The sequence below is a fragment of the Novosphingobium sp. BL-S-33 genome (genome assembly GCF_056857025.1).
This window is the reverse complement of record NZ_CM166475.1, coordinates 271,542-295,546: the sequence shown is the minus strand read 5'-3', so window position 1 is coordinate 295,546 and position 24,005 is coordinate 271,542. Positions and strand designations below refer to the sequence as shown.

Sequence of the window (24,005 nt, the reverse complement as noted above, 5' to 3'; positions counted from 1 at the left end):
TTTTCAGGCCCGGATCAGTCTCAGGCGGGGTTCATCGCCACGTCGTAATCGGCGCAATAGTCCGCAAAGCGCTCGCGGATGGCTCCGGCGGTCAGGCCGTAATCGGCAAGGTCGTACGTGTGCTTGCCGAAACGGTCCTTGGGCTTGGCCTCCATGTAATGCTGCATGTTAGCGGCGGCCTCGGCGCTCAATTCATCGCCGAAGTGCGCATAGAGCTTGCGCATCGTGCCCAGCGGGTCCCGGATCTGCTCGGTGTACAGGATATCGTGGATCGCATCGCGGCCATGACGCTCGCGGAAGGAATTCTGCCGGGCGATCATCACTTCGAACGTTTCGACCATTTCGCGGCCCAGCGCTTCACGGTCCACGGTATCGCTGAACATGCGGCGCACGTTCCAGACCAGACTGCATGCGGAGCCCACCACTTCCACCGGATCGCGGTGCGTCATCACCAGACAGGCGTCGGGATAGACCTCATGCAGCGCATCGAGATAGAGCGGATGCCACGGGTTCTTCAGCGTCCAGCGGCCCGGCGCGTTCGACTGAAGCAATTGCAGCAGGCGCTTCTGATAGCGGAAAGCAGGCAGATAGTCCGCCTTGTCCAGGAACCAGCGGTGATAGCTGGGAATGTTGTACTGCGAATCAAACACTTGCGAAACTAAGCTGGGCGCCATCGAGAACTGGCACTCGCACGGGCTGTCGCCATCCTCGTGATGGATTGCCGAGATATGGGGCATGACTTTCAGCGAGTGATCGATCTGCGCCTGCGCGGCTTCGTAACGCGGGCCTGCGTGGAATTCCTCGGGCTTCGGCGGCGGCACGGAGGCGAAGGCCTCCCAGCGCAGGAAGCAGCGGCGCGCGGGGTCCTCGTTGAGCAGGTTGATCGTCAGCGTCGTGCCCGTGCGTGGCAGGCCGAACACGAACGTGGGCCTGGTCACGGGCTGGTCGAGAATCTCGGGATGGCGCGCCAGCCAGTCTTCCACCCGCATGCGGTTGGCAAGGTATTCGGTGACGTTGCGCGTGAAGACGGCAAGGCCCATCGGCGTCAGGTCCGCCTCGGTCTCCACCGCTTCGGTCAGGATCCGCAGCGGTTCGCGGATTTCCGCGTCATCCCAGGTGGTGTTTTCGGAACGCTCGCGCGCGCCGGTGATGATCGTATCGGCAAGTGACATCAGGGGCTCCCCCACTTGTTCTGTGAATTTGACGCTCCATTACCACGACAGTCGCCTCCGGCATTCCGACAGGGGCAATTCATCGATAGGGCGATTGAACCGCCGCCGGAGCGAAGACCGCGCTGTCCGGCAATCGCGCCCGCGGCGTTCATCCGCGCGAAATCAGATGCCCACCGTCAACGGCGAGGCAGGCCCCGGTGACGTAAGAGGCCAGATCGCTCACCAGATAGACCACGGCGCCGACGATCTCCGCCGGCTCCCCGCCCCGGCCGAGTGGCTGGTTCTTGCGGGCATGGTCGGCAAAGCCTTCGGAGCGGGACCATGCCTTGGTGCCGTCGGTATGGAACGGCCCGGGCATCACCGTATTGACGCGCACCGTGGGGCCATATTCCTTGGCGAAGCTTTCGGTCAGCGTGTTGAGCCCGGCCTTGGCGGCGGCATAGGGCGCGAAATAGGGCTCGGGCTTGCGCGATCCACTGGAACTGACGTTGACGATCGCCCCGCCCCCGCGCGCCACCATCTGCGCGCCGAACAGCGCCGAAAGCCGGAACGCCGAGCGCAGGTTGACCGCAAGGATGTGATCGAACGCGGCCTGAGAGGTTTCCAGCGAGGACGGTTCCACCGGCGACTTTCCGGCATTGTTCACCAGAATATCCGCCCCGCCCCAGCGCTCGGTCACTTCAGCGAAGAGGCGGTCGCAATCGTCCCACGAGGCCGCATCGAAAGCATGGGCGGAGGCGCGGCCGCCCAGAGCCTCTATTTCCGCGACCAGCGCCTCACAGCTCTCCCGCTTGCGGCTCGCCACCGCAACTGCCGCACCGGCCTCTACCAGCCCGAGCGCGATCGCCCGGCCCAACCCCCGGCTGCCGCCGGTAACGACGGCGACGCGGCCGGTGAGATCCATCGTAATCGCCATGGCTCAAGCCGCCAGTTCACGCTCGATTTCAGCCAGTTCGGCGGCATAGCGGGCCTCTGCCTCAGCCGTACGGCTGGGGATGTGCTCGCTGGGAAACAGGCCCTGCGCCGGGGCGGTCTGCTTCAGCAGCGCATTGGCGATCTGCACCTGATGCACTTCGGTCGGCCCATCGGCCACGGAGAGCATCGGCACGCCCATCCACATGCGCGCCAGCGGCGTTTCATGCGTGGTGCCAAGCGCGCCGTGAAGGTGGACGGCCCGCCGCACGATGTCGTGATAGACGCGCGCCATCGCCACTTTGGCCATGGCGATATGGGTGCGCGCGGCGCCGTGCGGCTGGGTATCGATGATCCATGCGGCCTTCAGTACCAGGAGGCGGTACATCTCCAGTTCCAGCGCGCTGTCCGCGATCATCGCCTTCACCAGTTGGTGATCACCAAGCTGGCGGCCCTGCGTGCGGCGGGAGACCGCGCGTTCCTGCATCATCTCCAACGCGCGCTGGCACTGGCCGACCACGCGCATGGCATGGTGGATGCGCCCGCCGCCCAGCCGCGCCTGCGCCAGCTTGAAGCCCTGCCCGGGCTCGCCCAGCATGGCGTCGAGCGGCACCAGCACCTTGTCGAACCGCAGGTAAGCGTGATGGCCGTGATCGACCGGATCGTTCATTCCCGCCACGTCGCGGATATCGACCAGCCCCGCCGTGTCCGAGGGGATCAGGAACATCGACATCCGCTCATGCGGCGCGTTTTCGGGATTGGTGACGACCATCGCGATCACGAAGGAGGAAATCTTGAAGTTGGAGGCGTACCACTTCTCCCCCTCGATCACCCATTCGTCGCCCTCCCGCCAGGCGCGGCAGGTGAATTCCTTGGGATCGGCGCCCGCCTGCGGCTCGGTCATCGCGTAAGTCGAGAAGATTTCGCCATCGAGCAGCGGCTGCAGATAGCGCGCCTTCTGCTCGGGCGTACCAAACATGGCGAGGATTTCGGCATTGCCGGTATCGGGCGCCGCGCAGCCGAAGATCACCGGGCCCCACGATGTGCGGCCAAGGATCTCGTTCATCAGCGCCAGCTTCACCTGCCCATAGCCCTTGCCGCCCAGTTCCGGCGTCAGGTGGCAAGCCCAGAGCCCTTGGGCCTTCACTTGCGCCTGAAGCTTCTTCGCCATGGCGCGGGCCTTGCGATTGCGGATGTTGAACTGCTCGCTGCCCTGCGGGAACAGCAGGTCCATCGCCTCCACTTCCTCGCGCACGAAGTGGTTCATCCAGTCGAGCTTTTCCTGAAATTCAGGATCGGTCGAGAAGTCCATGTGATCCTCATCCTCAAATGTCGTGACTGTGTCTGGCGGGTCTCAACCCGCGATGATCTGGCGCGCCTTGGTCATCAGCCAGGTGGCATAGCCGTGGACCGATTCCCCCACATTGGCGGGCACCTTTTCAGCCTTGGAAGCGGCGTATGTGCCCTCCAGCAGGCAGGCGAGCTTGTAGCAGGCAAGCGCGAAGAACCACGGCATCTCGCTCATGTTCCGCCCGCTGAGCGTGCCGTAGAGGTCCACCAGTTCCCGCCGCGACAGGAAGCCGTCCCAGGGCCGCACCATCGGCGCCTTGCCCTCGGGATCGCCGGCTTCCGACCAGCTGGACAGGATCCAGCCCAGATCGAGCAGCGGATCACCGAGCGAAACCAGTTCCCAATCAAGCACGCCGGAAATTTTCGGCGCCTTCAGCGAGAACATGACATTGGGAAACTGCATGTCGCCGTGGACCAGACCGATCCGGCGATCGGTCGGCAGGTTGTCGCCCAGCCAGCGGCCCACCTCATCGACATGCGGCAATTCGCCCGGATCGTAGCCCGGCGTTGCGGCATAGCCTTCAAGCTGGGATCTCCAGCGCTCGACCTGCCGTTCATGCCACTGGTCCGGCTTGCCAAGATCGGCAAGGCCCGCCTCGACATGATCGACCGCGCCCAGCGCCGCAGCCGCCTTGACCAGCTCCTCGCCCATAGCCCGCCGCCAGCCGGCATCGATGGCATATTGCCCGGGCAACTCGCCCGACTGCGCAAAGCCTTCCAGCGGCTCCATCAGGAAGAAGCAGGCCCCGATCACGTCCGGATCGGCGCAGGTTGCCAGCACGCGCGGATGCGGCACCGTGCTGCCTTCCAGCGCGGTCAGCACGCGCGCCTCGCGCAGCATGGTCTCGTTGCTCTTGGGCTTCAGATGCTTGCCGGGGCGGCGCAGGATCAGCTCTTCGCTGCCTCGCGTAATCAGGAAAACGCTGTTCTGAAGGCCGCCCGTGAGCTTGCGAACGGCGGAGACGGGGCCGCTTCCCGGCACGTCCTGCGCCACGATCCATTCATTCAGGCGCGCCCAATCGATCTGGCCGCCGAAGTCGTCGAGCGCTTCGGCCATCTGCTGCGGCATGGCATCCTCCAGTGTTCTGTCTTGTTCGCCAGTCTGCGGATCGCGACGCCCTTCCGCAATCGGGTCGTGCATCTCGATCTGGACGCAAGGCGGAAATTTAGCCAAATTGCGACGCGGCATTGGGACACGAAGAGCATGGACGAAGCAAGCGGAAGACGTGGACGATCAAGGGCGGGCGCCGACCTCAGCTTTTCCTCGGCAGAGGTCACCATCGTCCATGGCAGCCTCTCGAACGACGGGGAGTCGACGCTGGCCAGCGATCATGCGCTGCTCGACTTGTGCGTCACCCCGCGCCCCGCCAATGCGCAGGGCGCATTCGCGCCTCACCGGTTCGAGAGGTTAGGCGATATCCTCTTCGTGCCGCCGGGCCATCCGCTCCAGATGCGCTGGGACGGCGCCGAAGTGCAGAATTCGATCCGCTGCGAACTCCGCGGACGGCTGGCGCAGCACCGCTTTGGAGAGCGCATGGAGTGGACGGCGCCGCGCCTTTCCGCCGCGCTCGATATCGGCAGCCAGACCGTGCGCCTGCTGCTGCGCCGCCTTGCCGAGGAAGCGCGCACGCCGCACCGGGATTCCAAGCTGCTGGTCGGCTCCATCGCGACGCAGTTGACGATCGAACTATGCCGCTATTTCGAGGAAATCGCCGAGGAAACCGCGCACGGCGGCCTTGCACCCTGGCGCCTGCGCGTGATCGACGAGCGGCTGGAGCGCGATGCCATGCCGCCGTCGCTGGAGGAACTGGCCGCACTGTGCAGCGTCTCGGTCCGCCAGCTTACGCGGGGCTTTCTCGGCAGCCGGGGCTGCACGGTGGGGCAATATGTCCATCACCACCGGCTGGAAACGGTAAAACGCCTGCTCGCGACACAGGAGAGCATCAAACAAGTGGCCGATGCGGTGGGCTTCGCATCGACCTCCAGCCTTGCCCATGCCTTCCGCCGCGCCACTGGCCTGACACCCCGTCAGTACCAGCAGCGCATCTGGCGTTCGCAGGAAGCGGCTCAGCCTTTGGTGGCCGTAAGCCCCGTACGGTAATCGGGCTGCGCGGGCTCACCGAAAGCGGCAAGAATCCGCTCCTGCCGCGCGCGCACGCCCTCGCGATAGTCGGGATGGGTGATGATGTAGGGCTCGTCGTTCTCCACCGCCCGCACCACGGCGCGGCCGAGCCAGATCGCGTCCATCATGTTCGCCTCGATCGCGGCCCTGCGCGCGGGATCGCCGGCGCTTACCTTGCCAAGATCGGCTTCCGACATGCGGCTGCGCGTCAGTCCGGGAAACAGCGTGGAGACGCCGACGCCTTGCGGCGCAAGTTCGTCCCGCAGAGCGTCGGAAAGCGCCAGAACCGCGAACTTGCTGGCCGAATAGGCAGCAAAGCTGGCGAAGGGGCTCAGCCCGTTCATCGACGAAGTGTTGACGATATGCCCCTCGCCCCGCGCCGCCATGGCCGGGCCGAACGTCTGGATACCGTTGTAGACCCCGGTCACGTTGATCGCCATAACCCGCTCGAATTCCCCAGGCGATACGTCGAAAAGTGGCTTGAAGCCGGTGGAAATGCCCGCGTTGTTGCAGAGCACGTCAACGGCGCCGAAGCGAGCCTCCGCCTCCACGCGTGCCGACTCCCAGCCTTCCAGCGACCGCACGTCGAGCGGCAGCGTGAAGACCTCGACATCGAGGGGGAGTTTGGCAGCTTCCTCTTGCGCGAAGCCCTGGTCGATATCGGCCAGCACGATGCGCGCGCCGCGTTCGGCGAAGGCCTGAGCCATGCCGCCACCGATCCCGCCACCGCCGCCGGTGATGAAGACGGTCTTGCCCTGAAGGTTCTTCATGCTGCTGTTCTCCTGTCGGTTGCGGATCGGGTGATGTGCAGCCGGTCACGCAAGGGTGCGCTTTTGATTTCGTCTGGCCCCTGAATTTCGACCGCCAGTGCGACGTGGGCCAGCGAGTACATCAGGTCCATCAACCGGCGCTCCTGCGGTGCGAGGTCCGCCATTGCGCAGCCGTCGAGCGCGGCCAGCGCAGAATCGAGCAGCGGCGCGGCCGCCGCGAAGAACGCCGCGCGCTGCTCGGGACTGGAGGCGGAGCGCATCGCCGCACGCTCGGCGGTGGTGGCAAGCGCCCATGTTGCCATGAACGGCTCCAGCGTTTCGAAGCCGGAAGGAAGCTGCGCGCTCATATCGTCTCTCCCATTTCGCGCGCATAGTCACGGACACGCTCGTTCACGCTGTTGAACAAGTGGCGGCACAGCGCCTCCATGTGCTGGAAATGGATGTGGCTGATCGCGCCGCTTTCCAGCCCGCGCTGGCCGCGTTCGATCATGTCGATATCCTCGGCATGGATGTCGCGGATCTGGCAGAGCGAATATTCGCGCGCGAAGCTCTCGCTGGCGTCGGCGTCCTCGCCCGACCAATAGACCCGCACCACCCCGCGTGAGCGGTTGGCCGCGATCGGATAGACCGTGTGCGAGAACGGCTGCGTCGGCGTGCCGATCATGAAGAGGTTGGGGAAGAACGCCAGATAATCGCGCCCATGGGGCAGATCGAGCAGCCCCCGGCGCATCAGCGCGGGAATGCCCTTCATCGAGGCTTGCCGCTGGAACGGCTTCAGGTCCGGCGCGGGGTTCGACCAGATCCGCTGCGTGCGATGCGGCCCGCAGAAGCCGACACTCGCGGGATAGCCGAACTGGTTCTCCGCCCCGATCGCCGCGCCGCCCGAGCGCGGGTGGATGAAGCGCAAATGGTAGTTTTCCTGGAAATTGTCGTACGTCAGCTTCCAGTTCGCGTCGATCTCGTACGTATACTCGCTGAAAGTCGTGGCACGGGCGACGGGCATGGCCTCAAGCCGCTCCGCATAGTCGCCCAGCCATTCGCGCAAGGGCTGCGCCTGCGGATCGAAGTTCACGAACAGCATGCCGCCGCATTCCGCAAGGCTGATCTGCGGCAGCGCGCAATCCTTCTTGTCGAGATGGAACCCCTCGAAATCGGGTGCGGACAGCAGCGCGCCGTCGGTGCCGAACGTCCACATATGATAGGGGCAGCTGAACTTCGCCTGCCGCCCTGCCGCTTCAGCCACAAGCTGGGTGCCGCGATGGGTGCAGACATTGTGGAAGGCGCGGATCGCACCGTCCCGCCCGCGCACGATTAGCAGCGAGGCTTTGGCGAATTCGAGTTCCCTTCGCACGAAACTGCCGGATTCCGGCAGCTCGCAAACGTGGCCGACGTGGATCCAGCTCTTGAGGAAAACCGCCTTGCGCTCAAGCTCGAACCAGGCGGGGTCATAATAAGGGGCGGCCGGAACGGGATCCGTTCCAAGCCATGCCACGTCATCGGCCGGAATAGGCCGATAGGCTGGTGCTGCCACATTCACAGGTCGATTCCTCTCGGTTCTTGTTTGCCACGTTTCTAACGCGGAACCGATTCGATTCTCAACACTGTTGCTTAAACTTTTTACATGCGCAGCAATCCGTCACGGCGAAGCATGCGCTGATGCTCGGCGCGGAAGCGCTCGATGACGGTCTCGTCATCAAGGTCGGGGCGGACGCTGTTGCGAAACACGCGGGGACCGATGATCGCGGAGGTCAGCAGCATCGTGCAGTAGACTTCCACGTCGATTCCGCTGTCCGACAGGGTCGCCTTGTTTGCAGCGATGAACTCATCCCATTTCGGATAGTTTTCGCGGATATCTCCGGGAGCAATGAAGTTCTCGATCCAGAGCTTTACCAGATCCGGATTTTCGAGAACGAAGCGCGCGATAAGGTCGATCCGCTCGGGCTGCGGGCGAGAGGCGGTGAAACCTTGCACGATCTGCTGGGAAGACCACGTGCTGACCGCTTCCAGCAAGGACTCGCGATCGGCGAAATGGTAATAGACGGTTGCCCGGTTCAACCCCAACGCCCTGGCCAGCGCGGTAATCGACAGCGCCTCGACGCCTTTCTCCGAAATCAACCGCACCGAAGCCTCGATCAGCGCCTGATGCGTGGATTCGTAGCTCTTGTTACGGCGGGTCCGGCCGGGCGAAGGAGGCGAAGGGGATCGGGTCATGCCTTTTGCATGCCCCAACTTGCCCTCGCGGGAAAGACCGCTGCGTCAAAGGTATCGTGCCAATTCCGAGAGTTCGAGCAGCACCTTGCGCGTTTCGGGGCTCAACTCGCCCACTGCCGCCTCCAGGTGATGCTCGATGTGATGCGATACCAGCGTGGTGCGCGCCTTGTTCAGCGCGGCGATCACGGCCTGCAACTGCTGCGCGATCTCAAGCGCGCTGCGGTTTTCCTCGATCATCGACGTGATCCGGGCAAGGTGCCCGTTCGCCCGCTTCAGCCGATTGACCAGTGCCTTATCGGTAGCATGACTCATCGATCGCCCTTCTTCGCTCTCTATCTCACGGCAGGTGGTGCCAGGCCGAGAGGGTCACATAAAGCCCGATGCCAAGGATAACGAGACCCGAAATATAGGGCGCCCTGCGCACGGCCTCTCCAAAGCCGGACCAGCGTTTCTCGACATGGCGCAGGCTCAGCGCCGCCAGTACGCCCGAGGCGACCATGGTGATGGCAAGGCCCACCGAGAAACTCAGCACTAGAGTAGCGCCCAGCGCCAGTCGCTTGAGCTGGAGGCAAAGCATCAGCACCGTGATCGCACCGGGACAGGGAACAAGGCCCCCGGTCAGGCCGAAGATCACGATCTGTCCGGTGGTCACCCGCGCATGGGCGAAACGCCGCCGGATATCCTCTGCGTGCGCGGCCTCATGCGCATCGACATAGCCGCCGGTCGCCAATTCGAGTTCGTGAACCTCTTCGTCGGACGGCTCGTGGTGATGACGGTCGTGGCCATGGTGGTGATGCCCATGCCCGTGATTATGATCGTGATCGTGGTGATGCCCGTGGCCGTGCGAGTGGTCGGCATGGAAGTGCGCAGCCGCCATCTGCTCCCGCCGCGCGCGGTGCAGCATCCAGAGCGACATGCCCACGATAATCAGACCCGAGGCAAGCTGGAACCACGGCTCGGTGTCCTCTGCCCGCAATCCGCCGAACAACCACATCCCGCCGAGCGCCACGGCCCAGACGACCATCGTATGCGACAGCGTGGCAGCCAGCCCAAGCAGCACCGCCTGACGCACGGTGCCCTTCACCGCGATAATGAAGGCCGCCATCATCGTTTTCGAATGACCCGGCTCAAGGCCGTGCAACGCTCCGAGCAGGATAGCGCTGGGGATGAACAGCCAGGCGTCGGAACCGACATGGGCGATGAGTTGGGGAAGATCGAGCATGCCGCCCAATATCCCCCCAGGGGGGATATGAAAAGACCTTGTTTGCGCGGTGACGCCCTGCCGTCGGCTAACCGATCCCGAAAAATTTCTCCGCGCAGCCGGCCACGATCCAGTCGCGCTCGGCCTTGGGTACGCCCCGGAAGTTCTCTTCGATCACCGCATGGCTGTGAGGGAAAGTGGTCTCCGAGTGCGGATAATCTGATGACCACATGATGTTCTTGCAGCCCGACTTGTGCCGCAGTTCGATGCCGATCCGATCGGATATGAACGACGCGTAGACATTCTGATCGAAGTAATGGCTGGGCGGATGCTTGATGGTGCACTCGGTCCAGTGGCGCTGCATCTCCCAGGTGCGGTCCATGTATTCGCAGGCCCATGGGATCCAGCCCACGCCGCTCTCGATCAGGCCGATGCGCAGCTTGGGAAAGCGATCAAAGACGCCGCCATAGAGCATGATGCTGACCACTTCGAGCATCGCAGTCTTCCCCATCGGGATGTCGGGCAGGAAATTGGTCTTGTCCTTGTACCGTGAAACCCGCGCGCCAAGGTGGAAGGTGATGGCTAGGTCGAGTTCCTGAGCGGTCGCCCAGATCGGATCGAACTCGGCGTCGCGATACTGGCGATCGCCGCCGGAATCGCCGGTCATCGCCTGCCAGATCGAACTCATCTTGGTGAAGTTCCTGATCGACTGGGGAAAGGCCGGGATGTTCACCGCAACGTCGCCGCGCTTCCGGGCCTCGTGCATCATCCGTACCGTAGTGGACACATCCACGGTCGGCAGGAAGGCGGCGGAGAAAAGCCGCTTGCGATCATAGGCGCAGAAGTCGGACTGCCAGCGATTGAACGCGTCGAAGCTGTCGAAAAACAGGTCGAGATTGCCCGTTTGCAGCGGACCGCCGCCGAATAGAACGGCCTTGTCCATGCCGTCCCGGTCCATGTCCTCGATGCGTTTTTCGGCCTGCCAACCGCCCAGCCGCATGTCGGAGAACTTGCCGACGTTCTTGTATTCCTCGGTCTTTCGTCCGGCCTGGCTCTGCATGAGGTGAACTTGCCTGCGCTGCCCCTCGAATACGACATAATCGACGTCGCCCACGGTTTCGACGGTCGGTGCCTGATCTCGGAATTCGGGAGATAGATACTCCTTCCACATGGTTGGCGGCGGTGTGACATGCACGTCCGCATCGACGACGTAGTCTACTACGCGCGGGGCCGCTTCGATCTCGCGATTGGCATTCGCCTCTTCCAGGATAGTCATGGCATCGGCTCCTTATTTAGAAAGGTTGGTGCGAAGAATTCGGGTCAACCGACCACGGAGTTCTGAAGCAGTTCGGCGATCGCCTCGCGGGAATACCCTGCCCCCGCCAGAAGTTCTTCCGTATGCTCGCCAAGCAGCGGTGCCCGCACTGGCTCCTTCGGCGCATAACGACCATCAAACCCGACCGGACCGGCCGCAAGCTTGACGCTGGTTCCATCTCGCACCGCAATCGGGAACAGCAGCCCATTGGCTTCGACTTGCGGATCCGTCGTGACATCGTGAATAGTGCGCACCAGTTCCCACGGCGCGTCCCAGGCATCGAAGATCGGCTTCCAGTCTTCCCAGTTTCGCGAACCGATCGTTGCCTGAATTTCCGCAATTAGTGCGGCACCATGGTCGGCACGGCCCGCATTCGAGATGAACCGGGCGTCCTGCAACAGATCGGAACGATCGATGTTGTTGCAAAGCGCCGGCCAATAGCGATCTGGGTCGAGGAACATCAGTTGGACAAAGCGACCGTCGGCGGTTTTGTAGGTATAGCGCAGGGGCGCCCGCACGGGATCGCCGACATGGGCGTGCTGCTCGGGCGTTCTGGTCTGGCTGACGACGACATCGGCCGAAAGTGACCACACCGCTGTAGACAGCAGGGATACGTCGACGACGGCGGCCTCGCCGGTCATCGCCCGCTTGAAGAGCGCGCCAGCTATCCCGTAAGCCACCGAAATGGCGCTGACGTGATCGCCCAGCGCCGGGCGCGGCTTGACCGGTTCGCTCATTTCCCTGGGCCGAAGCACGTGGGCGAAACCGCCACGCGCCCAGAAGGCGGTTGAATCGTAACCGGCCTTGTCGATTTCGTTTCCCTTGAAACCCACGCCGTTGCCGCGAACATAGATGAGCTTCGGATTGCGAGCCTGGAGATCCTCCGGCGTCAGGCGCAGCGACTTGATCGCCTTGGGGCGCAAGCTGGTCAGGAACACGTCGGCCGTGTCGATCAGTCGCAACAGGGCTTCCCGGCCGCTCTCCGTTTTCAGGTCGATTGCGATCGATTTCTTGCCGCGATTGTTCTGCTCCAGCGAAAGATTGGCCGAGCCGGTCTCGCGCCCGTCGCCGATTTTCAGTGTGCGGTAAGGATCGCCACCATCGACCGTCTCGACGTGGATGACCTCGGCGCCGTGATCGGCCAGCAGCGCCCCGGCGGCGGGAACGAACACGTATTGGGCCAATTCGATGATGCGAATTCCGGAAAATACCTCGGTCATCCCTCTCCGGCTCCAGTTCCTGTTTTTGCGGATTTGCGAATCAATCTAACATTTGTTTGGTTTTTGATATAGTCTGTTTTTAGGACATGCTTGATGCGGGAAATACCGGGAATTTGCCCACGCGGCAGCCGGTCTGTAGGAGTGTCGCAATGATCAATCGTCCGGCTTTCCCGCCCCGTCGCACCTGCGATTCGATGTCCCGCCGCAGGGCCCGATCGTGAGCACCAGAGCCGGAAAGAGACCGGTTCCGGGCGCATCCACCGAAAAGGGAACTGACCGCCGGGAGCGCATTCTTTTGGCGGCGCGGCATCGCTTTGCCGCGTCAGGCTTCGAATCCACGACGGTGCGCCAGCTTGCCGACGATGCCGGTTTGCTCGCAGGCAGCCTTTACTATCACTTCGCGAACAAGGAGCAGATGCTCCACGAAATCGTGCGCGATGTGGTCAACCGGCTGCGCGATGGTGCGCAGGAGATCCAGCAGCGCCAAACCGATCCGGAGACAAGCCTTGTCGCGCTCATCTATTTCGATGTGAAGGAGAGGACGACCGATCAGGAGGTGCATGCCATCCTCCATCAGGAGCGCGCCTATTACCGGAGCAACCCCGATTTCGATTACGTCGTGGCAGCCCGCCGGGATCACTATCTGGTCTGGCGGGCTATTCTTGAGCAGGGTATCGAACAGGGCTATTTCAGGGCCGACATCAATATCTTCCTGACGCTCACGACGATCATTCGCATGCTCAACACCGCTGCGGATTGGTACATCCATGATGACCGCGCGACGATCAGTGCCGCTGGCATCATTTCTCGCGATGAGCTGAGCGCCTTCTACGTCAACTTCGTGCTGCGCGCGGTGCGCACGTCGGAACGGATCGCAGCGCCCGTTCCATGGCCAGGTAATAACGCCGGTGCAGCCGGCGAATGATCGCGCCGGGACAGCACTGCATCGCCGCAATGTTCCTGACGCGATAGCGGCAGACTACGGCAAGGCCTGAAATCTCACCGCGTTGCGGCCCTGTTCCTTGGCACGATAGAGCGCGGAATCCGCCGTGCCTATACAGTGGGATACGACGCTGGAGTCGACCTTCCCGCCGCGCTCAGCGGACGCAACCGTGACGCCAATGCTGACCGTGACGCGGCCCGCCGGACTATCCGGATGCGCGATGGCGAGAGCCTCGATCGCCGCCCGGCAGCTTTCCGCGAATGCGACCGCCGCATCGCCGTCCGCATCCGGCAGCAGGACCACGAATTCCTCGCCGCCGTATCGGCCGACTGCCCCACCGGCCCGGGCGCCGTGGCCGCCGATGATCTGCGCAACCGCCATGAGGCAGGTATCGCCCGTCACATGCCCGAAGCGGTCGTTGTAGGCCTTGAAGCAATCGATATCGGCCACGAGCAGGCCAACCGGGCGCCGCTCCCTTGCTCCGCACCGCAGGCCCCGGCGGACTGCCGTCTCCAACCCTCTACGGTTCAGCAGGCCGGTGAGATGGTCGGTACGCAGCGAGGCCAGCAACCTGCGCCGGGATCGCCTCAGCCCTTGCTCGATCCGGGCTTCGCGCGTGATGTCGATGGCCCCGATCATCATCTCAGCCAGTTCGCCGCCGCGATCGTATGTGGCGTTGAAAGTCAGCATGTACTCGCTGCCACGCCAGGAGATCCTGAGGTCCGGCAAAGGCTGGCGACTTCCGGCCAGCCGATAGCGCTTCTCAAGGATCGGCCGGAGATCGGGAAGCAGAGCGGTGACGCAGTAACCGTCCAGATCGATCACCGGATAGCCCGCGATCTGTGCCATTTGCTCGTTCACGAACAGGACATGCCGAGCGCGGTCGAGAATGCAGAGCGCGAAGGGAACCGCGTCGAAGTACCGGCCCACCGTCTGCCCCATACCCGGCGCGCTATCGAAACGGTCATCCGGGCGTCTGGCCAAGGGCGGCGCTCCGAACGGATAGGCACCTTCCTGCGCGCATGCGGCTTTCACCATCATTCCCCAATCTCGCCACGCTTGATCGTGCCGGATTCTTCCATGGTTCTGGAAAGCGCCGATGTCATGTAAAGGAGTGCAAAATCGTCCTGACTTGTAAAACGTTGTAAAAAGTGGCCCGTGGCCTGCTATCCATGAACGGTTCCGCTGGTATGGCACTTCGGGATCCATGATTGCCTGCGGCGGAGCGTACATGCGGATTGCAATTCTGGAGGACGATCTGGCCCTTGCGGGCTATGTTGAAAAATCGCTGTCGGCGAGCGACCATAGCTGCGTGATGTTCACGGATGGCCAGAAGCTTCTGCACCATCTCTACCGTGAAACTTTCGACATGCTCATTCTGGACTGGAACGTGCCAGGGATGTCCGGGCTTCAGATCCTGGACTGGATGCGCGACAATCTCGATACCCGGCCGCCTTCGCTGATGCTCACGAGCCGGTCGGCAGAGGAAGATATCGTTGCCGGATTGTCCGCCGGAGCGGACGATTACGTCATCAAGCCGGTGTCGGCCGCCGTGCTGCTGGCCCGGGTCAATGCCGTGGCACGGCGGGTCTACCCCTCCCCGTCCAGCAATATCGAGGTTTTCGGCCCCTACCAGTTCGACAGCCGGGCGGAGACCATCGAATTCCAGGGCGAGCCCGTCGCGGTTACCGCCAAGGAGCATGCCCTTGCCACCCTGTTGTTCCGGAACCTGAACCGTGCGCTTTCCCGCGCCTATCTGCTAGAAACGATCTGGGGCGTGAAGCCGGACCTGCCGACCCGAACGCTTGACGCGCACATTTCGAATGTCCGCACCAAGCTGAACTTGCGCCCGGCGAACGGCTTCAAGCTGACGCCGATCTATTCCTACGGTTATCGCCTGGAAGTCCTGACTTGACCCCTGCACATGTCTTTCGCGCCTCCCTTGGCGCAATGTTGCTTGCCTGCTGCGCCGGCGTCAGCGCCGAAGCTCCTTCTTACGTCACATATAGCGTGAACAGGAACGACACGCTTTACGATCTGGCACAACGCTATTTCGCAGATCGCGGCGGCTATGTAGTCGTCCAGAAGCTTAACCGGGTCTCCAATCCGCGTCGGATGCCGGTGGGCAAAGTCCTGAAGATACCCCGCTCACTGCTGAGGCGCGAACCTATCGAGGCCGTGGTGCAGAACTACAAAGGTTCGGTTCTGGTAGGCACGAGAAGCGCCGCGATCGGGCTGAAAGTTCATGAAGGCGATCTGGTCGAGACCGGGGACAGGTCTTTCGTGTCGCTGCGCCTGCCGGACAACACCACGGTGTCCCTCCCCTCCGGAACACGCGTTCGTGTCCAGATGCTGCGGCGGACCCTGTTGGCGGAATCGGTCGAGCGCCAGTTCGTGATCCAGAAGGGGCAGGCGGCGGGCATAGTGACGCCGATGACCGATCCGCAGAGCACGTTCCAGTTCCTCACACCCCGCGCCATGACATCCGTACGCGGCACGCAGTTCCGCCTGAGTTACGAGCCCGGCAACGAAAGCTCGCATGTCGAAGTGACGGAGGGCAAAGTCGCCTTCCGCGAGGACCGCGAGACGGAGCAGTTCGTGGAAGCCGGTTTCGGCACCAATGACCAACTCCCCGCTCCGGTCCCCCTGCTCGCCGCGCCCGATCTTGTCACGCCGGACAAGGTTCAGGACGAAGAACGGCTTGCTTTCGTCGTGAAGCCCCTCACCGGGGCCATCCGCTATCGCTTCCAGCTTGCGCGCGACGCGGGCTTCCTCGACGTGATCGACGAAGCCTTTGCCGATACCCCGCAAGCCGAATTGCCGAGCCTGCCGAACGGTACATACTTCGTGCGCATGGCGGGGATCGATGCGAACGGCCTTGAGGGCAAGCCTTCGGTCTATAGCTTCGAGCGACGGCTCAATCGCCTGCGCACCAGCCTCGAACAGAGCCGCGCGGGCAGATATCGGCAGTTCCTGTTCCGCTGGCAGGCGCCGGACCTGACCGGGGCGCACTTCCGCTTCCAGCTTTCGCACAACGCCGACGGCTCGTCCCCGGTCGTGGACGAGACCGGCCTTGCGGGCTCATCCTTCGTCATCACCGATCTTCCCGGCGACACCTATTACTGGCGGGTCATGAGCATTGAGGCCGCCGGCGGCAGGATCTACACGAAATGGTCGCCGACCAACGAACTGCGGGTCGGGAACACGAAGTGAATCTGGGACGGCACCTCAAGACCGAATGGTGGATCATTGCGATCCTCGTCAGTCTGCTGGCTGCGCTTCTCACGCTGGGCGACGCATTGTCGCGCATGGACAATGCCGTGTATGATCACCTGCTGCAATTCGACCGCAGCGCTCCGGACAGCAATATCGCCCTTGTCGAGATCGACGATGCCAGCCTGGCCGAAGTCGGGCGGTGGCCGTGGAGCCGCGCCGTTCACGCCGATCTGATCGCGCGGATCGGTCGCTCCGCCCCCCGCGCCATCGTCTACGACACGCTGTTTACCGAGCCCAGTGCGGCGGCCGACGATATCAAACTGGGGGATGCGATCGCGGGCGCGGGAGACGTCTTCCTGCCCTATTTCGTGAACATGCGCGCTTCGCCGCCCGGCATTGTCGCGCCCATAGCGCCCGTTCGCAGAGCGGCCGCCGGGATGGGGTTCACCGACTACCTCGTCGATCCGGACGGCGTGATGCGCTCGGCCCCCACCGGGATAGGATCGCCGCCCACGCAGATGCATCTGATGGACGTCGTCCACCAAGCCGTCGAAGGCCGTTCGGGGCCTCCCGTTCGGGCGCGATTGATACCCTATACGAAGGACGGGCCTCCGCCTCATATCAGTGCCTCCTCGATCCTCAACGGCGAGGTCCCCGCGCAAATGCTGGCCGGCAAACTCGTTCTGGTAGGGATAACCGCCGCCGGGATCGGCCCACGCTATGCGGTGCCCGGCCTTGGCACGATGTCCGGGCTGGAGATCAATGCCCAGTTCCTGCGCGCCCTGCTCGACCGCAGGATGATATCGAGGGCCGGGACAGGCCTGCGCATCGCCTTTGCCGTCGTGCCCGTCTGGCTCCTGATGCTGGCGATGGGGCCGTTTCCCCGGCTGACACCCTTGTTCAGCCTTGCGGCTGCAACGGTCGTGATGCTCGCCGCCACGAGCGCGCTGCTGCTTTTCCAGCGCCTCTGGCTTCCTCCTGGAAGCGGCATTCTGGCCTTGTGCATCGCCTATCCGATCTGGGGCTGGCGGCAACTCGCCATCACGCAGCAGTTCATGCACGGCGAACTTTTGCGGCTGGAGGCCGATTCCACGATCTTCATGCCTTCTGCTGCAAAGGCGCCGCGACAGCCGCTTCTCTCGACGATTGCCCTGCTCACGGCGGCGATCACCAGCAACCGCGACATGAAACATTTCGTCGCGGACCGGCTCGACCAGTTGCCCGACGCAACGCTGGTGACGAACGGCAAAGGCGATATCCTGCTCGCCAATACATCGGCCACGGCACTGTTCGGCGAAGAGCACGTTCGTCCCCATGGCTCGGGCAATGCCATCGCGCTGCTCACGCGTTTCCGAAAAATCGGCTCGCGAGAACCGCTGAGCTTTCCGACCTCGGCGGAACACGGCGCCCAGAGTTTCGATGCGATGACAAGCGACGGCCACTTCTTCACGATCCGCTTCGCGCCGCAGCGGTCGGTTGGCGGCAATTTCGTCGGCTGGATCGTCCAGTTCATGGACGTGAGCGAAGCCCGGGCTGCGCAGCGCCAACGCGACGATATTCTTGAGCTTCTGACCCACGACATGCGCTCGCCGCAAGCCTCGATCCTTGCGGTTCTGGACACCGCGCCGGCGGAAAACATCGCTCCTGAGGAAGCGCGAAGAATTCGCCACTATGCCGAGCGCACGCTGGGTCTGGCCGATGGTTTCGTGCAGCTCGCCCGCGCCGAAAGCCTCGAGTACGCGCTGGAAGAGGTCGCCCTTGGCGACATGGTGATCGATGCCACCGATGACCTCTGGCCCCAGTTGATGGCCAAATCCATCTCGATCGATACTTGCGACATGGCAGACCGGCTGATCGTGCGCGTGGAGCGATCGCTTATCACCCGCGCCCTCATCAACATTCTTGAGAACGCGATCAAGTATAGCCCTTCCGGAAGCCGGATCCGCTGCACCACCAGCCTGGAACATGGCGCGGACGTTGAGCCGAGGGCGATATGCACCATCTCAGACGAAGGTCCCGGTCTGGACGAAGAGCAGAAGCTCAGGATCTTCGAACGCTTCCATCGCGGGGCGCTTGGCGCCGGCCGGAGAGCGGACGGTGTCGGCCTCGGCCTCAGCTTCGTCCATACGGTTCTGGTTCGTCACGACGGCGAAATCCGCTGCACAAGCGACACGGGCCAGGGAGCGACGTTTACGCTGATCCTGCCCCTCGCCGACTGACAGGCCCGGGGGCGGATCGACTGCCTTACCCTCCCTCTCCGGCGTGCCGCGAAGATGCCGCGCCGTCCAGTTCTGTCAGCAAAGCGCGGGAGAGCCTGTCGGCGGTGTCGGGCTTTCCGATCCGCTGCGGCTGCTGTGCGACGATCCTGTAGACCTCGCGCCCGGTGGCGGCATCAGACATCACCAGAGTAACAACCCGCGTCCCTATCGCGCGGGACCGACTGGGGGCGACAAGCCATACCGCCTTTGCTTCGCCGCTATCTTCCGGCGCGAGAAGTCCGGTCTTTCCGGGAAGGTCCGAGGCGATCAACTGGACAAGGTAACGCCCGTGATCGGAACGGACAAAGCCATGCGAGGCAAGCCCGGCAAGAACCGCCGTCTGCCACGCATTGTCCACGTTCCCGTTTCCGACAAGCTCTATCGTACCGCCTTGCGGCATCGTTCTGGCAGAATGTAGCGTCAGGGGCGGAACGCTTGCACATCCGGCCAACAATCCTGCCAGTCCCAACGATATCGTCCGAAGATGTGATTTCATTTCAATTCCGATTGGGCCCACGATACCGGCCCAAATGTAAATTCGGGCCACGGCCAGCTAACCGGAATCCCGTAGCAAATGGCAATCTTTGAAGTGCCGATTTTACACTGCTTTACATCGGTTCCGACGATTCTGGCCTATGGTATCCGGACCGCGACATCAGTGGCGGCCACTTCGATCGCAAAGGCGCACTACCCCCGCGCGCATTTACCCCATGTCTTGCCATCGAGGTGAGAGTCGACCCGGATCGAACCGGGCATCCCCTCCGGCCCCGCCCTGCCGCACTGCAGAGCGGGGCCTTCTTTTTCAAATATTGGACGATTGCAGGACGGAGCAAAGCATCGGCTGGCTCCGTATAATCGGTGCGGCAGCTGTAAATGCCGCCGCAGAGACCCGCTTTCCTTAAACCGTTCGTGAAAGGATCGACGCTCCTCCCAGCCGGATCCGGCGTGAGCTGCCTGGGACGGTGAGCGCGGACAACCGAGAGCGAATGTTAGATATTGCTTTACTTCATGGCGTCTAAAGAGGATTGGACAATTCAGCCTCAGGCTCCATTCGGGAGAAGAACAGATGTCCGACAACGCCCAGCCAGAACTCGCCCGACTTACAGTAGAACTCCTCAGCGCCTACTTCACCAACAACAGTGTGCCCAGCAGCGATCTGCCGGGGCTGATCGAGGCGACAAGGACCGCGCTGTCGGGTTCTGCAACGCCCGAACCTGAAGCCGCTCCCGATTTCACGCCCGCCGTTTCGGTGGAAGAAAGCCTGGCCTCGCGAGACCACATCATCAGTCTTCTCGATGGCAAACCCTATAGAACCTTGAAGCGTCATCTTTCCAACAACGGACTGACGCCGGAGCAGTACAAGGACCGCTACAAGCTGCCCGCAGACTATCCAATGGTTGCCGCAACTTACTCCGAACAGCGCCGCAGCCTTGCCAAGAAGCTGGGCCTTGGAAGCCGTTCGCCGCAAGTTGCGCCGCCTTCAAGCGCAGCAAAGCCCAGCGCCAAGGCACCGAAGGCCGCAGCGGCAACGCCTAAAGTTGCCGCCGCGAAGGCCGTGACCGCCAAGGCGGCCGAAAAGCCGGCTCCGAAGACGCCGAAAGCCCCGGCCAAGAAAGTGACCGCCAAGGTCGCCGCCAGCGGCAGGAAGCCCAAGCTGACTGCCGCGAAGGCCGTCTCCACTCCCGCAGCGTCGGGCAGCCCGGCGAGCGAGCCCACCGCCCGGAAGACGGCCGATGCAGGCGCCAAGAAGGAGCGCCGCATGGCGCGCCCCAAGATTGCGACTGAAAGCGGCGCCCAGACCAGTGCACCCGCTTCGGACGCAAAGGCCAAGTCGTCCACGAAGCCCGCGGCAAAGGCAACCACCACCGCGGCCGCCAAGCCGGTGAAAGCGGCCGCTGCCGCTACCAAGTCCGCCGCGAAGCCGAAAGCCGCAGACGCCAAGAAGGCGAAGTCGACGCCTGCCAAAGCATCCGCCCCGAAGACTGCTTCGACGAGCGTGAAGGCGGCAAAGAAAACAGCGCCGAAAATCGCGGCCGAGATTGCCGTTCCAGCCGCTAATCCCGAAACGGTGGCGGCAAGCGAAGACAAACCGGCAATCGCCAACAACTGATCCGGCGGCGGGCGACCCTCGAACCAGCGGTCGCCCGCCTCCCAAGTATGGCGTATCTAAAAAGGTCTGCTTCGTGGCGGCCAACATCCAAATGAGACTCGCGTTGCCGGCGAAGGCTATTGCGTTTCAGGCACGGCCAAGCGAGTTCAACTGGCCTCCAGCGCCTGAGCGAGATCGGCCACGATGTCGTCCGGATGCTCTATGCCGATCGACAGGCGAATGGTGGATTGCAACACACCGATCCGGTCGCGAACTTCGGCCGGAACGCCTGAATGGGTCGTCGTCGCCGGATGGCTGGCGAGCGATTCCGTGCCGCCGAGACTCACTGCCAGCTTGAATATCTGAAGCGCGTTCAGGAAGCGGAACGCAGCGGGCTGCCCACCTGCAATGTCGAAAGCGAAGGTCGATCCGGCCCCCGTGCACTGCGCGGCAAAGACCTCCGCCTGCCGCGAACCCTCCGGATAGAACGGCGGATAGGCCAACCCCTCGACTTTCGCATGAGCCTGCAGGAAATTCGCGGCCGCCGCCGCGTTCGAATTGGCGCGCTCCATCCTCAAGCCCAGCGTCTCAAGCGAGCGCCCGAGCATCCAACAACTGTGCGGATCCAGCTGCGTCCCGATGGCACTGCGCAGCAGCCGCACCTCGCGCATGAGCTTGGCCGATCCCAGCGCCGCACCGGCAACAAGATCGGAGTGGCCACCGACATACTTGGTGAGGGAATAGAGCGAAATATCGGCACCCAGCCGCAGCGGATGCTGGAAGACCGGACCCAGCAGCGTATTGTCACAGACCAGCAGCGGCCGGTGCCCCTGCATGCGCTCGATATCTTCGCACAGACGCTTCAGCATCGCGATATCGACAAGACTGTTGGTGGGATTGGCGGGCGTTTCGACCAGTACGAGCGACACCCGGCCCTGTGCGACAGCCTGTTTCGCCGCAATTGCCACCGCGTCTTCATCAAGCCCATCGCTGAATCCGACGGCCTTGATGCCGAAGTTCGCGAAAGTCTTCGCCAGCAGCGTTTCGGTTCCGCCGTACAGCGGCTGCGAGTGCAGGATTACATCGCCGGGCCTTGCGAAAGTCAGCACTGTCGTCGTGATGGCTCCCATCCCCGACGAGAAGACCACCCCGGCCTCCGCGCCTTCGTAGACCGCCATGCGATCCTCGACGATCTCGCTGTTGGGATGGTTGAAGCGCGAGTAGACCAGCCCGCGCCCCTGTCCCGGCGGCGGCTCCTTGCGGCCCGCCACATAGTCGAAGAAGTCGCGCCCGTCTTCCGCAGTTGGAAAAACGAATGTCGAGGTGAGAAAGACCGGAGGCTTGACCGCCCCTTCCGACAGGAGAGGATCGTAACCGTAGTTCAGCATCAGGGTATCCGGGTGAAGCGTGTGCCCACCGATCGCCGTCTTGCTTTCGCGAGGTGCAGTCATTTCCCTCTCCTTGGCCGGACGTGCAATCTGCCACGTTCCCTGGTGGCTAAACAAGCGATACCGGCCCAAGTTGCGGTTTGCCCTCTCCTGCACCCCGCTTGGGCCGAGCTTGTCGAAGGATGGAAGCTCGCGCCCTGACCTCGGAGGCTTCGACAGGCTCAGCCTGAGCGGATTTGGGAGGTTGGCTCTTGAACTCTCGCCCGCCCCGTCAGAAAACTACACGCGGCGCCAACTCATGCGCTCGGCAAAGTACCGGTTTGGCGCAAGGCTTCCCCCAGCGCCAAGGCCGCCGAGGTGGCAAGGTTCAACGAACGCACCTGCGGCCGCAGCGGAATGCGGATCCGTGCGTCGCATATGTCCGCAACGGCAGCCGGCACCCCCGCGCTTTCCTTTCCGAAAAGCAGCACATCGTCTGCCGTGAAATCGAACTCGTAGGCCGATTGCGTGCTCTTCGTCGTGAACAGCACGAGCCGCCGCGAACCGATGGCACTCCTGAAAGCATCGAAGTCGGCATGCCGGGTAATGGTGACGTGATCGATATAGTCCATGGCGGCCCGCCGTACCCGGCGGTCGTCCCACTCGAAGCCCATCGGCTCGATAAGGTCCACATCCGCGCCCAGACAGGCACCAAGCCGGAGAATGGCGCCGACGTTTCCGGCAATTTCGGGTTCAAAAAGAGCAATGCGCATTGAGGCTGATTGGCGCCGACGAAGCATCCATGCAAGCCTGCGACGCTAACCTGGAGCCATTTACGCCCACTCTTCCCGGCCAATCGCGCGTGGGATGATCCATCCCGCGACGGATCGTCGTTCTGGACAGCGCTCTGCGATCTGGCCAGTCTCGCCCGGGATGCGGGAGGGAGATGGACCGTGCAGCAGGAGCAAAGCCGCCTCGTGAATGGAGATATCGCTCTGCAGAATGCAGATCCCGCCAGCTATCTGGCGCGCTTGGAGGCGAACGCCGATCGGAGGGAGACGCCCTGCGGTGACGGGACAATGGTCTGGCGGATCTGGGGAGAGGGTAAGCCCCTCGTGCTTGCTCACGGTGCGCAGGGATCCTGGACTCACTGGGTGCGCAATATTGAGCATCTGGCGCAGCACCGCCGGCTGATCGTCCCGGACCTGCCCGGACACGGCGATTCCGCCATGCCCGGAGAGACCGAGCATTCTGCCTTGTCAGCGGCACTGGCACGGGGGCTTGAGACCATTCTCGCATCCGGCGAACTACCGGTCGATCTTTGCGGCTTTTCCTTTGGGGGAGTGGTGCTGGCACATCTGGCTGCACTTCACCCGTCTGTTGCGCGGCGGCTGGTGATCGTTGGTTGCGGCGGGCTTGGCACACCGTTGGGGCACCCCCGCCTCGGCCGGATCAGCGGGCTGACCGGAGAGGATCGGCGGGCTGCCCTGAAGGCAAACCTGCTCGGGCTGATGCTCCACCATCCTGACAGCGCGGACGACCTGGCCATTCACATGCTGCTCCCCACCGCCAAGGCCGCGCGCCTGCACGTGCCGCCGCTGGTCCTGCCCGATCGGCTCTTGCGGATATTGCCGCAAGTGCGGGGGCCGGTAGACGCCATCTGGGGCGAGTGGGACCTGCCTCACCCCGCGCCTGCCGTGCAGGAAGCGGCGCTGCGATCGGTGCATCCGAACGCCGACTTCCGGGTCATAGCAAACGCGGGACATTGGGCGATGTACGAACAGCCCGAATCATTCGACGCCGCATTGCTCGACATCCTCGCCAAACCGCCGCGGACGGGTTGATGGGCAAAATTGCCC

23 protein-coding genes are annotated in these 24,005 nt (G+C 63.2%); 7 read left to right on the top strand and 16 right to left on the bottom strand.

What is annotated here, in order from left to right; all coding sequences use genetic code 11:
• Nucleotides 1-20: 20 nt before the first annotated feature.
• The 4 genes from AC1VVM_RS18175 to AC1VVM_RS18160 form a co-directional block, all read right to left on the bottom strand.
• Nucleotides 21-1,172, bottom strand: a complete 1,152-nt coding sequence (locus AC1VVM_RS18175) for a sulfotransferase family protein (protein WP_482957007.1) — start codon at nt 1,170-1,172, stop codon at nt 21-23.
• A 148-nt stretch (nt 1,173-1,320) separates the two neighbouring features.
• Entirely contained in the window at nt 1,321-2,088 is a 768-nt protein-coding gene (locus tag AC1VVM_RS18170; RefSeq protein WP_132386041.1) for an SDR family NAD(P)-dependent oxidoreductase, read from the bottom strand.
• A 3-nt stretch (nt 2,089-2,091) separates the two neighbouring features.
• A complete protein-coding gene (locus tag AC1VVM_RS18165; protein WP_482957006.1) occupies nt 2,092-3,396 on the bottom strand; it encodes an acyl-CoA dehydrogenase family protein in 1,305 nt (434 codons plus the stop codon).
• Nucleotides 3,397-3,438: 42 nt separating this feature from the next.
• The gene (locus AC1VVM_RS18160) at nt 3,439-4,503 is read right to left on the bottom strand and encodes a phosphotransferase family protein (RefSeq protein ID WP_482957005.1); all 1,065 of its coding nucleotides are present in this window, start codon (nt 4,501-4,503) and stop codon (nt 3,439-3,441) included.
• 135 nt (nt 4,504-4,638) lie between these two features.
• On the opposite strand from AC1VVM_RS18160, the gene AC1VVM_RS18155 reads away from it, so the two are divergent.
• Nucleotides 4,639-5,535, top strand: coding sequence for a helix-turn-helix domain-containing protein (locus tag AC1VVM_RS18155; protein WP_482957004.1), 897 nt, complete (start codon nt 4,639-4,641; stop codon nt 5,533-5,535).
• Here the strand turns inward: AC1VVM_RS18155 and AC1VVM_RS18150 are convergent.
• From AC1VVM_RS18150 to AC1VVM_RS18115, 8 genes are all read right to left on the bottom strand, one after another.
• A complete protein-coding gene (locus AC1VVM_RS18150; protein WP_482957003.1) occupies nt 5,502-6,326 on the bottom strand; it encodes an SDR family NAD(P)-dependent oxidoreductase in 825 nt (274 codons plus the stop codon). The genes AC1VVM_RS18155 and AC1VVM_RS18150 overlap by 34 nt on opposite strands.
• On the bottom strand, nt 6,323-6,673 hold the full coding sequence (locus AC1VVM_RS18145) for a hypothetical protein (RefSeq protein ID WP_482905199.1): 351 nt from the start codon (nt 6,671-6,673) through the stop codon (nt 6,323-6,325). The genes AC1VVM_RS18150 and AC1VVM_RS18145 overlap by 4 nt, the downstream gene beginning before the upstream one ends.
• Complete coding sequence (locus tag AC1VVM_RS18140) at nt 6,670-7,863, bottom strand: aromatic ring-hydroxylating oxygenase subunit alpha (protein ID WP_482957002.1); 1,194 nt, start codon at nt 7,861-7,863, stop codon at nt 6,670-6,672. Before AC1VVM_RS18140 ends, AC1VVM_RS18145 begins: the two co-directional genes overlap by 4 nt.
• 80 nt (nt 7,864-7,943) lie before the next feature.
• Nucleotides 7,944-8,537 carry a TetR/AcrR family transcriptional regulator gene (locus tag AC1VVM_RS18135; RefSeq protein ID WP_482906732.1) on the bottom strand — a complete coding sequence of 198 codons (594 nt, stop codon included), beginning with the start codon at nt 8,535-8,537 and terminating at the stop codon, nt 7,944-7,946.
• 45 nt (nt 8,538-8,582) lie between these two features.
• The gene (locus tag AC1VVM_RS18130) at nt 8,583-8,849 is read right to left on the bottom strand and encodes a metal-sensing transcriptional repressor (RefSeq protein WP_482957001.1); all 267 of its coding nucleotides are present in this window, start codon (nt 8,847-8,849) and stop codon (nt 8,583-8,585) included.
• 25 nt (nt 8,850-8,874) lie between these two features.
• Nucleotides 8,875-9,759, bottom strand: a complete 885-nt coding sequence (locus AC1VVM_RS18125) for a nickel/cobalt efflux transporter (protein ID WP_482906730.1) — start codon at nt 9,757-9,759, stop codon at nt 8,875-8,877.
• A gap of 67 nt (nt 9,760-9,826) precedes the next feature.
• Nucleotides 9,827-11,014 carry an amidohydrolase family protein gene (locus AC1VVM_RS18120; RefSeq protein WP_132386032.1) on the bottom strand — a complete coding sequence of 396 codons (1,188 nt, stop codon included), beginning with the start codon at nt 11,012-11,014 and terminating at the stop codon, nt 9,827-9,829.
• Between the two features lie 44 nt (nt 11,015-11,058).
• Complete coding sequence (locus tag AC1VVM_RS18115; protein ID WP_482906729.1) at nt 11,059-12,273, bottom strand: CaiB/BaiF CoA transferase family protein; 1,215 nt, start codon at nt 12,271-12,273, stop codon at nt 11,059-11,061.
• A gap of 217 nt (nt 12,274-12,490) precedes the next feature.
• Between AC1VVM_RS18115 and AC1VVM_RS18110 the strand changes: the two genes are divergently transcribed.
• Nucleotides 12,491-13,198 carry a TetR/AcrR family transcriptional regulator gene (locus tag AC1VVM_RS18110; RefSeq protein ID WP_482957000.1) on the top strand — a complete coding sequence of 236 codons (708 nt, stop codon included), beginning with the start codon at nt 12,491-12,493 and terminating at the stop codon, nt 13,196-13,198.
• Nucleotides 13,199-13,252: 54 nt separating this feature from the next.
• Here AC1VVM_RS18110 and AC1VVM_RS18105 read toward each other — a convergent pair whose 3' ends face one another.
• Complete coding sequence (locus AC1VVM_RS18105; protein ID WP_482906727.1) at nt 13,253-14,257, bottom strand: GGDEF domain-containing protein; 1,005 nt, start codon at nt 14,255-14,257, stop codon at nt 13,253-13,255.
• Nucleotides 14,258-14,447: 190 nt separating this feature from the next.
• Between AC1VVM_RS18105 and AC1VVM_RS18100 the strand changes: the two genes are divergently transcribed.
• From AC1VVM_RS18100 to AC1VVM_RS18090, 3 genes are all read left to right on the top strand, one after another.
• Entirely contained in the window at nt 14,448-15,131 is a 684-nt protein-coding gene (locus AC1VVM_RS18100; RefSeq protein ID WP_482906726.1) for a response regulator transcription factor, read from the top strand.
• 95 nt (nt 15,132-15,226) lie between these two features.
• The gene (locus AC1VVM_RS18095) at nt 15,227-16,429 is read left to right on the top strand and encodes a FecR family protein (protein WP_482956999.1); all 1,203 of its coding nucleotides are present in this window, start codon (nt 15,227-15,229) and stop codon (nt 16,427-16,429) included.
• Nucleotides 16,426-18,651 carry a CHASE2 domain-containing protein gene (locus AC1VVM_RS18090; protein ID WP_482906724.1) on the top strand — a complete coding sequence of 742 codons (2,226 nt, stop codon included), beginning with the start codon at nt 16,426-16,428 and terminating at the stop codon, nt 18,649-18,651. Before AC1VVM_RS18095 ends, AC1VVM_RS18090 begins: the two co-directional genes overlap by 4 nt.
• Nucleotides 18,652-18,676: 25 nt before the next feature.
• Here the strand turns inward: AC1VVM_RS18090 and AC1VVM_RS18085 are convergent, their stop codons facing one another.
• A complete protein-coding gene (locus tag AC1VVM_RS18085; RefSeq protein ID WP_482956998.1) occupies nt 18,677-19,048 on the bottom strand; it encodes a hypothetical protein in 372 nt (123 codons plus the stop codon).
• 708 nt (nt 19,049-19,756) lie between these two features.
• On the opposite strand from AC1VVM_RS18085, the gene AC1VVM_RS18080 reads away from it, so the two are divergent.
• Nucleotides 19,757-20,800 (top strand): Ros/MucR family transcriptional regulator, encoded by a 1,044-nt coding sequence (locus AC1VVM_RS18080; protein WP_482956997.1) that lies wholly within the window; start codon nt 19,757-19,759, stop codon nt 20,798-20,800.
• Between the two features lie 146 nt (nt 20,801-20,946).
• On the opposite strand, the gene AC1VVM_RS18075 is transcribed toward AC1VVM_RS18080, so the two are convergent.
• Together AC1VVM_RS18075 and AC1VVM_RS18070 are read right to left on the bottom strand one after the other, a co-directional pair.
• On the bottom strand, nt 20,947-22,230 hold the full coding sequence (locus AC1VVM_RS18075; protein ID WP_482956996.1) for a cystathionine gamma-synthase family protein: 1,284 nt from the start codon (nt 22,228-22,230) through the stop codon (nt 20,947-20,949).
• Between the two features lie 233 nt (nt 22,231-22,463).
• Nucleotides 22,464-22,919, bottom strand: a complete 456-nt coding sequence (locus tag AC1VVM_RS18070) for a tRNA (cytidine(34)-2'-O)-methyltransferase (protein ID WP_482906720.1) — start codon at nt 22,917-22,919, stop codon at nt 22,464-22,466.
• Nucleotides 22,920-23,099: 180 nt separating this feature from the next.
• Between AC1VVM_RS18070 and AC1VVM_RS18065 the strand changes: the two genes are divergently transcribed.
• On the top strand, nt 23,100-23,990 hold the full coding sequence (locus AC1VVM_RS18065; protein ID WP_482956995.1) for an alpha/beta fold hydrolase: 891 nt from the start codon (nt 23,100-23,102) through the stop codon (nt 23,988-23,990).
• The last annotated feature ends 15 nt before the right edge of the window (nt 23,991-24,005 follow it).

What these genes read in the sequence shown, in the direction of transcription:
- AC1VVM_RS18150 (WP_482957003.1), bottom strand. Translation starts at nt 6,326, where the DNA reads ATGAAGAACCTTCAGGGCAAGACCGTCTTCATCACCGGCGGCGGTGGC.
- AC1VVM_RS18165 (WP_482957006.1), bottom strand. Translation starts at nt 3,396, where the DNA reads ATGGACTTCTCGACCGATCCTGAATTTCAGGAAAAGCTCGACTGGATG.
- AC1VVM_RS18135 (WP_482906732.1), bottom strand. Translation starts at nt 8,537, where the DNA reads ATGACCCGATCCCCTTCGCCTCCTTCGCCCGGCCGGACCCGCCGTAAC.
- AC1VVM_RS18100 (WP_482906726.1), top strand. Translation starts at nt 14,448, where the DNA reads ATGCGGATTGCAATTCTGGAGGACGATCTGGCCCTTGCGGGCTATGTT.
- AC1VVM_RS18120 (WP_132386032.1), bottom strand. Translation starts at nt 11,014, where the DNA reads ATGACTATCCTGGAAGAGGCGAATGCCAATCGCGAGATCGAAGCGGCC.
- AC1VVM_RS18080 (WP_482956997.1), top strand. Translation starts at nt 19,757, where the DNA reads ATGTCCGACAACGCCCAGCCAGAACTCGCCCGACTTACAGTAGAACTC.
- AC1VVM_RS18115 (WP_482906729.1), bottom strand. Translation starts at nt 12,273, where the DNA reads ATGACCGAGGTATTTTCCGGAATTCGCATCATCGAATTGGCCCAATAC.
- AC1VVM_RS18105 (WP_482906727.1), bottom strand. Translation starts at nt 14,257, where the DNA reads ATGATGGTGAAAGCCGCATGCGCGCAGGAAGGTGCCTATCCGTTCGGA.
- AC1VVM_RS18125 (WP_482906730.1), bottom strand. Translation starts at nt 9,759, where the DNA reads ATGCTCGATCTTCCCCAACTCATCGCCCATGTCGGTTCCGACGCCTGG.
- AC1VVM_RS18130 (WP_482957001.1), bottom strand. Translation starts at nt 8,849, where the DNA reads ATGAGTCATGCTACCGATAAGGCACTGGTCAATCGGCTGAAGCGGGCG.
- AC1VVM_RS18075 (WP_482956996.1), bottom strand. Translation starts at nt 22,230, where the DNA reads ATGACTGCACCTCGCGAAAGCAAGACGGCGATCGGTGGGCACACGCTT.
- AC1VVM_RS18160 (WP_482957005.1), bottom strand. Translation starts at nt 4,503, where the DNA reads ATGCCGCAGCAGATGGCCGAAGCGCTCGACGACTTCGGCGGCCAGATC.
- AC1VVM_RS18175 (WP_482957007.1), bottom strand. Translation starts at nt 1,172, where the DNA reads ATGTCACTTGCCGATACGATCATCACCGGCGCGCGCGAGCGTTCCGAA.
- AC1VVM_RS18155 (WP_482957004.1), top strand. Translation starts at nt 4,639, where the DNA reads ATGGACGAAGCAAGCGGAAGACGTGGACGATCAAGGGCGGGCGCCGAC.
- AC1VVM_RS18145 (WP_482905199.1), bottom strand. Translation starts at nt 6,673, where the DNA reads ATGAGCGCGCAGCTTCCTTCCGGCTTCGAAACGCTGGAGCCGTTCATG.
- AC1VVM_RS18170 (WP_132386041.1), bottom strand. Translation starts at nt 2,088, where the DNA reads ATGGCGATTACGATGGATCTCACCGGCCGCGTCGCCGTCGTTACCGGC.
- AC1VVM_RS18070 (WP_482906720.1), bottom strand. Translation starts at nt 22,919, where the DNA reads ATGCGCATTGCTCTTTTTGAACCCGAAATTGCCGGAAACGTCGGCGCC.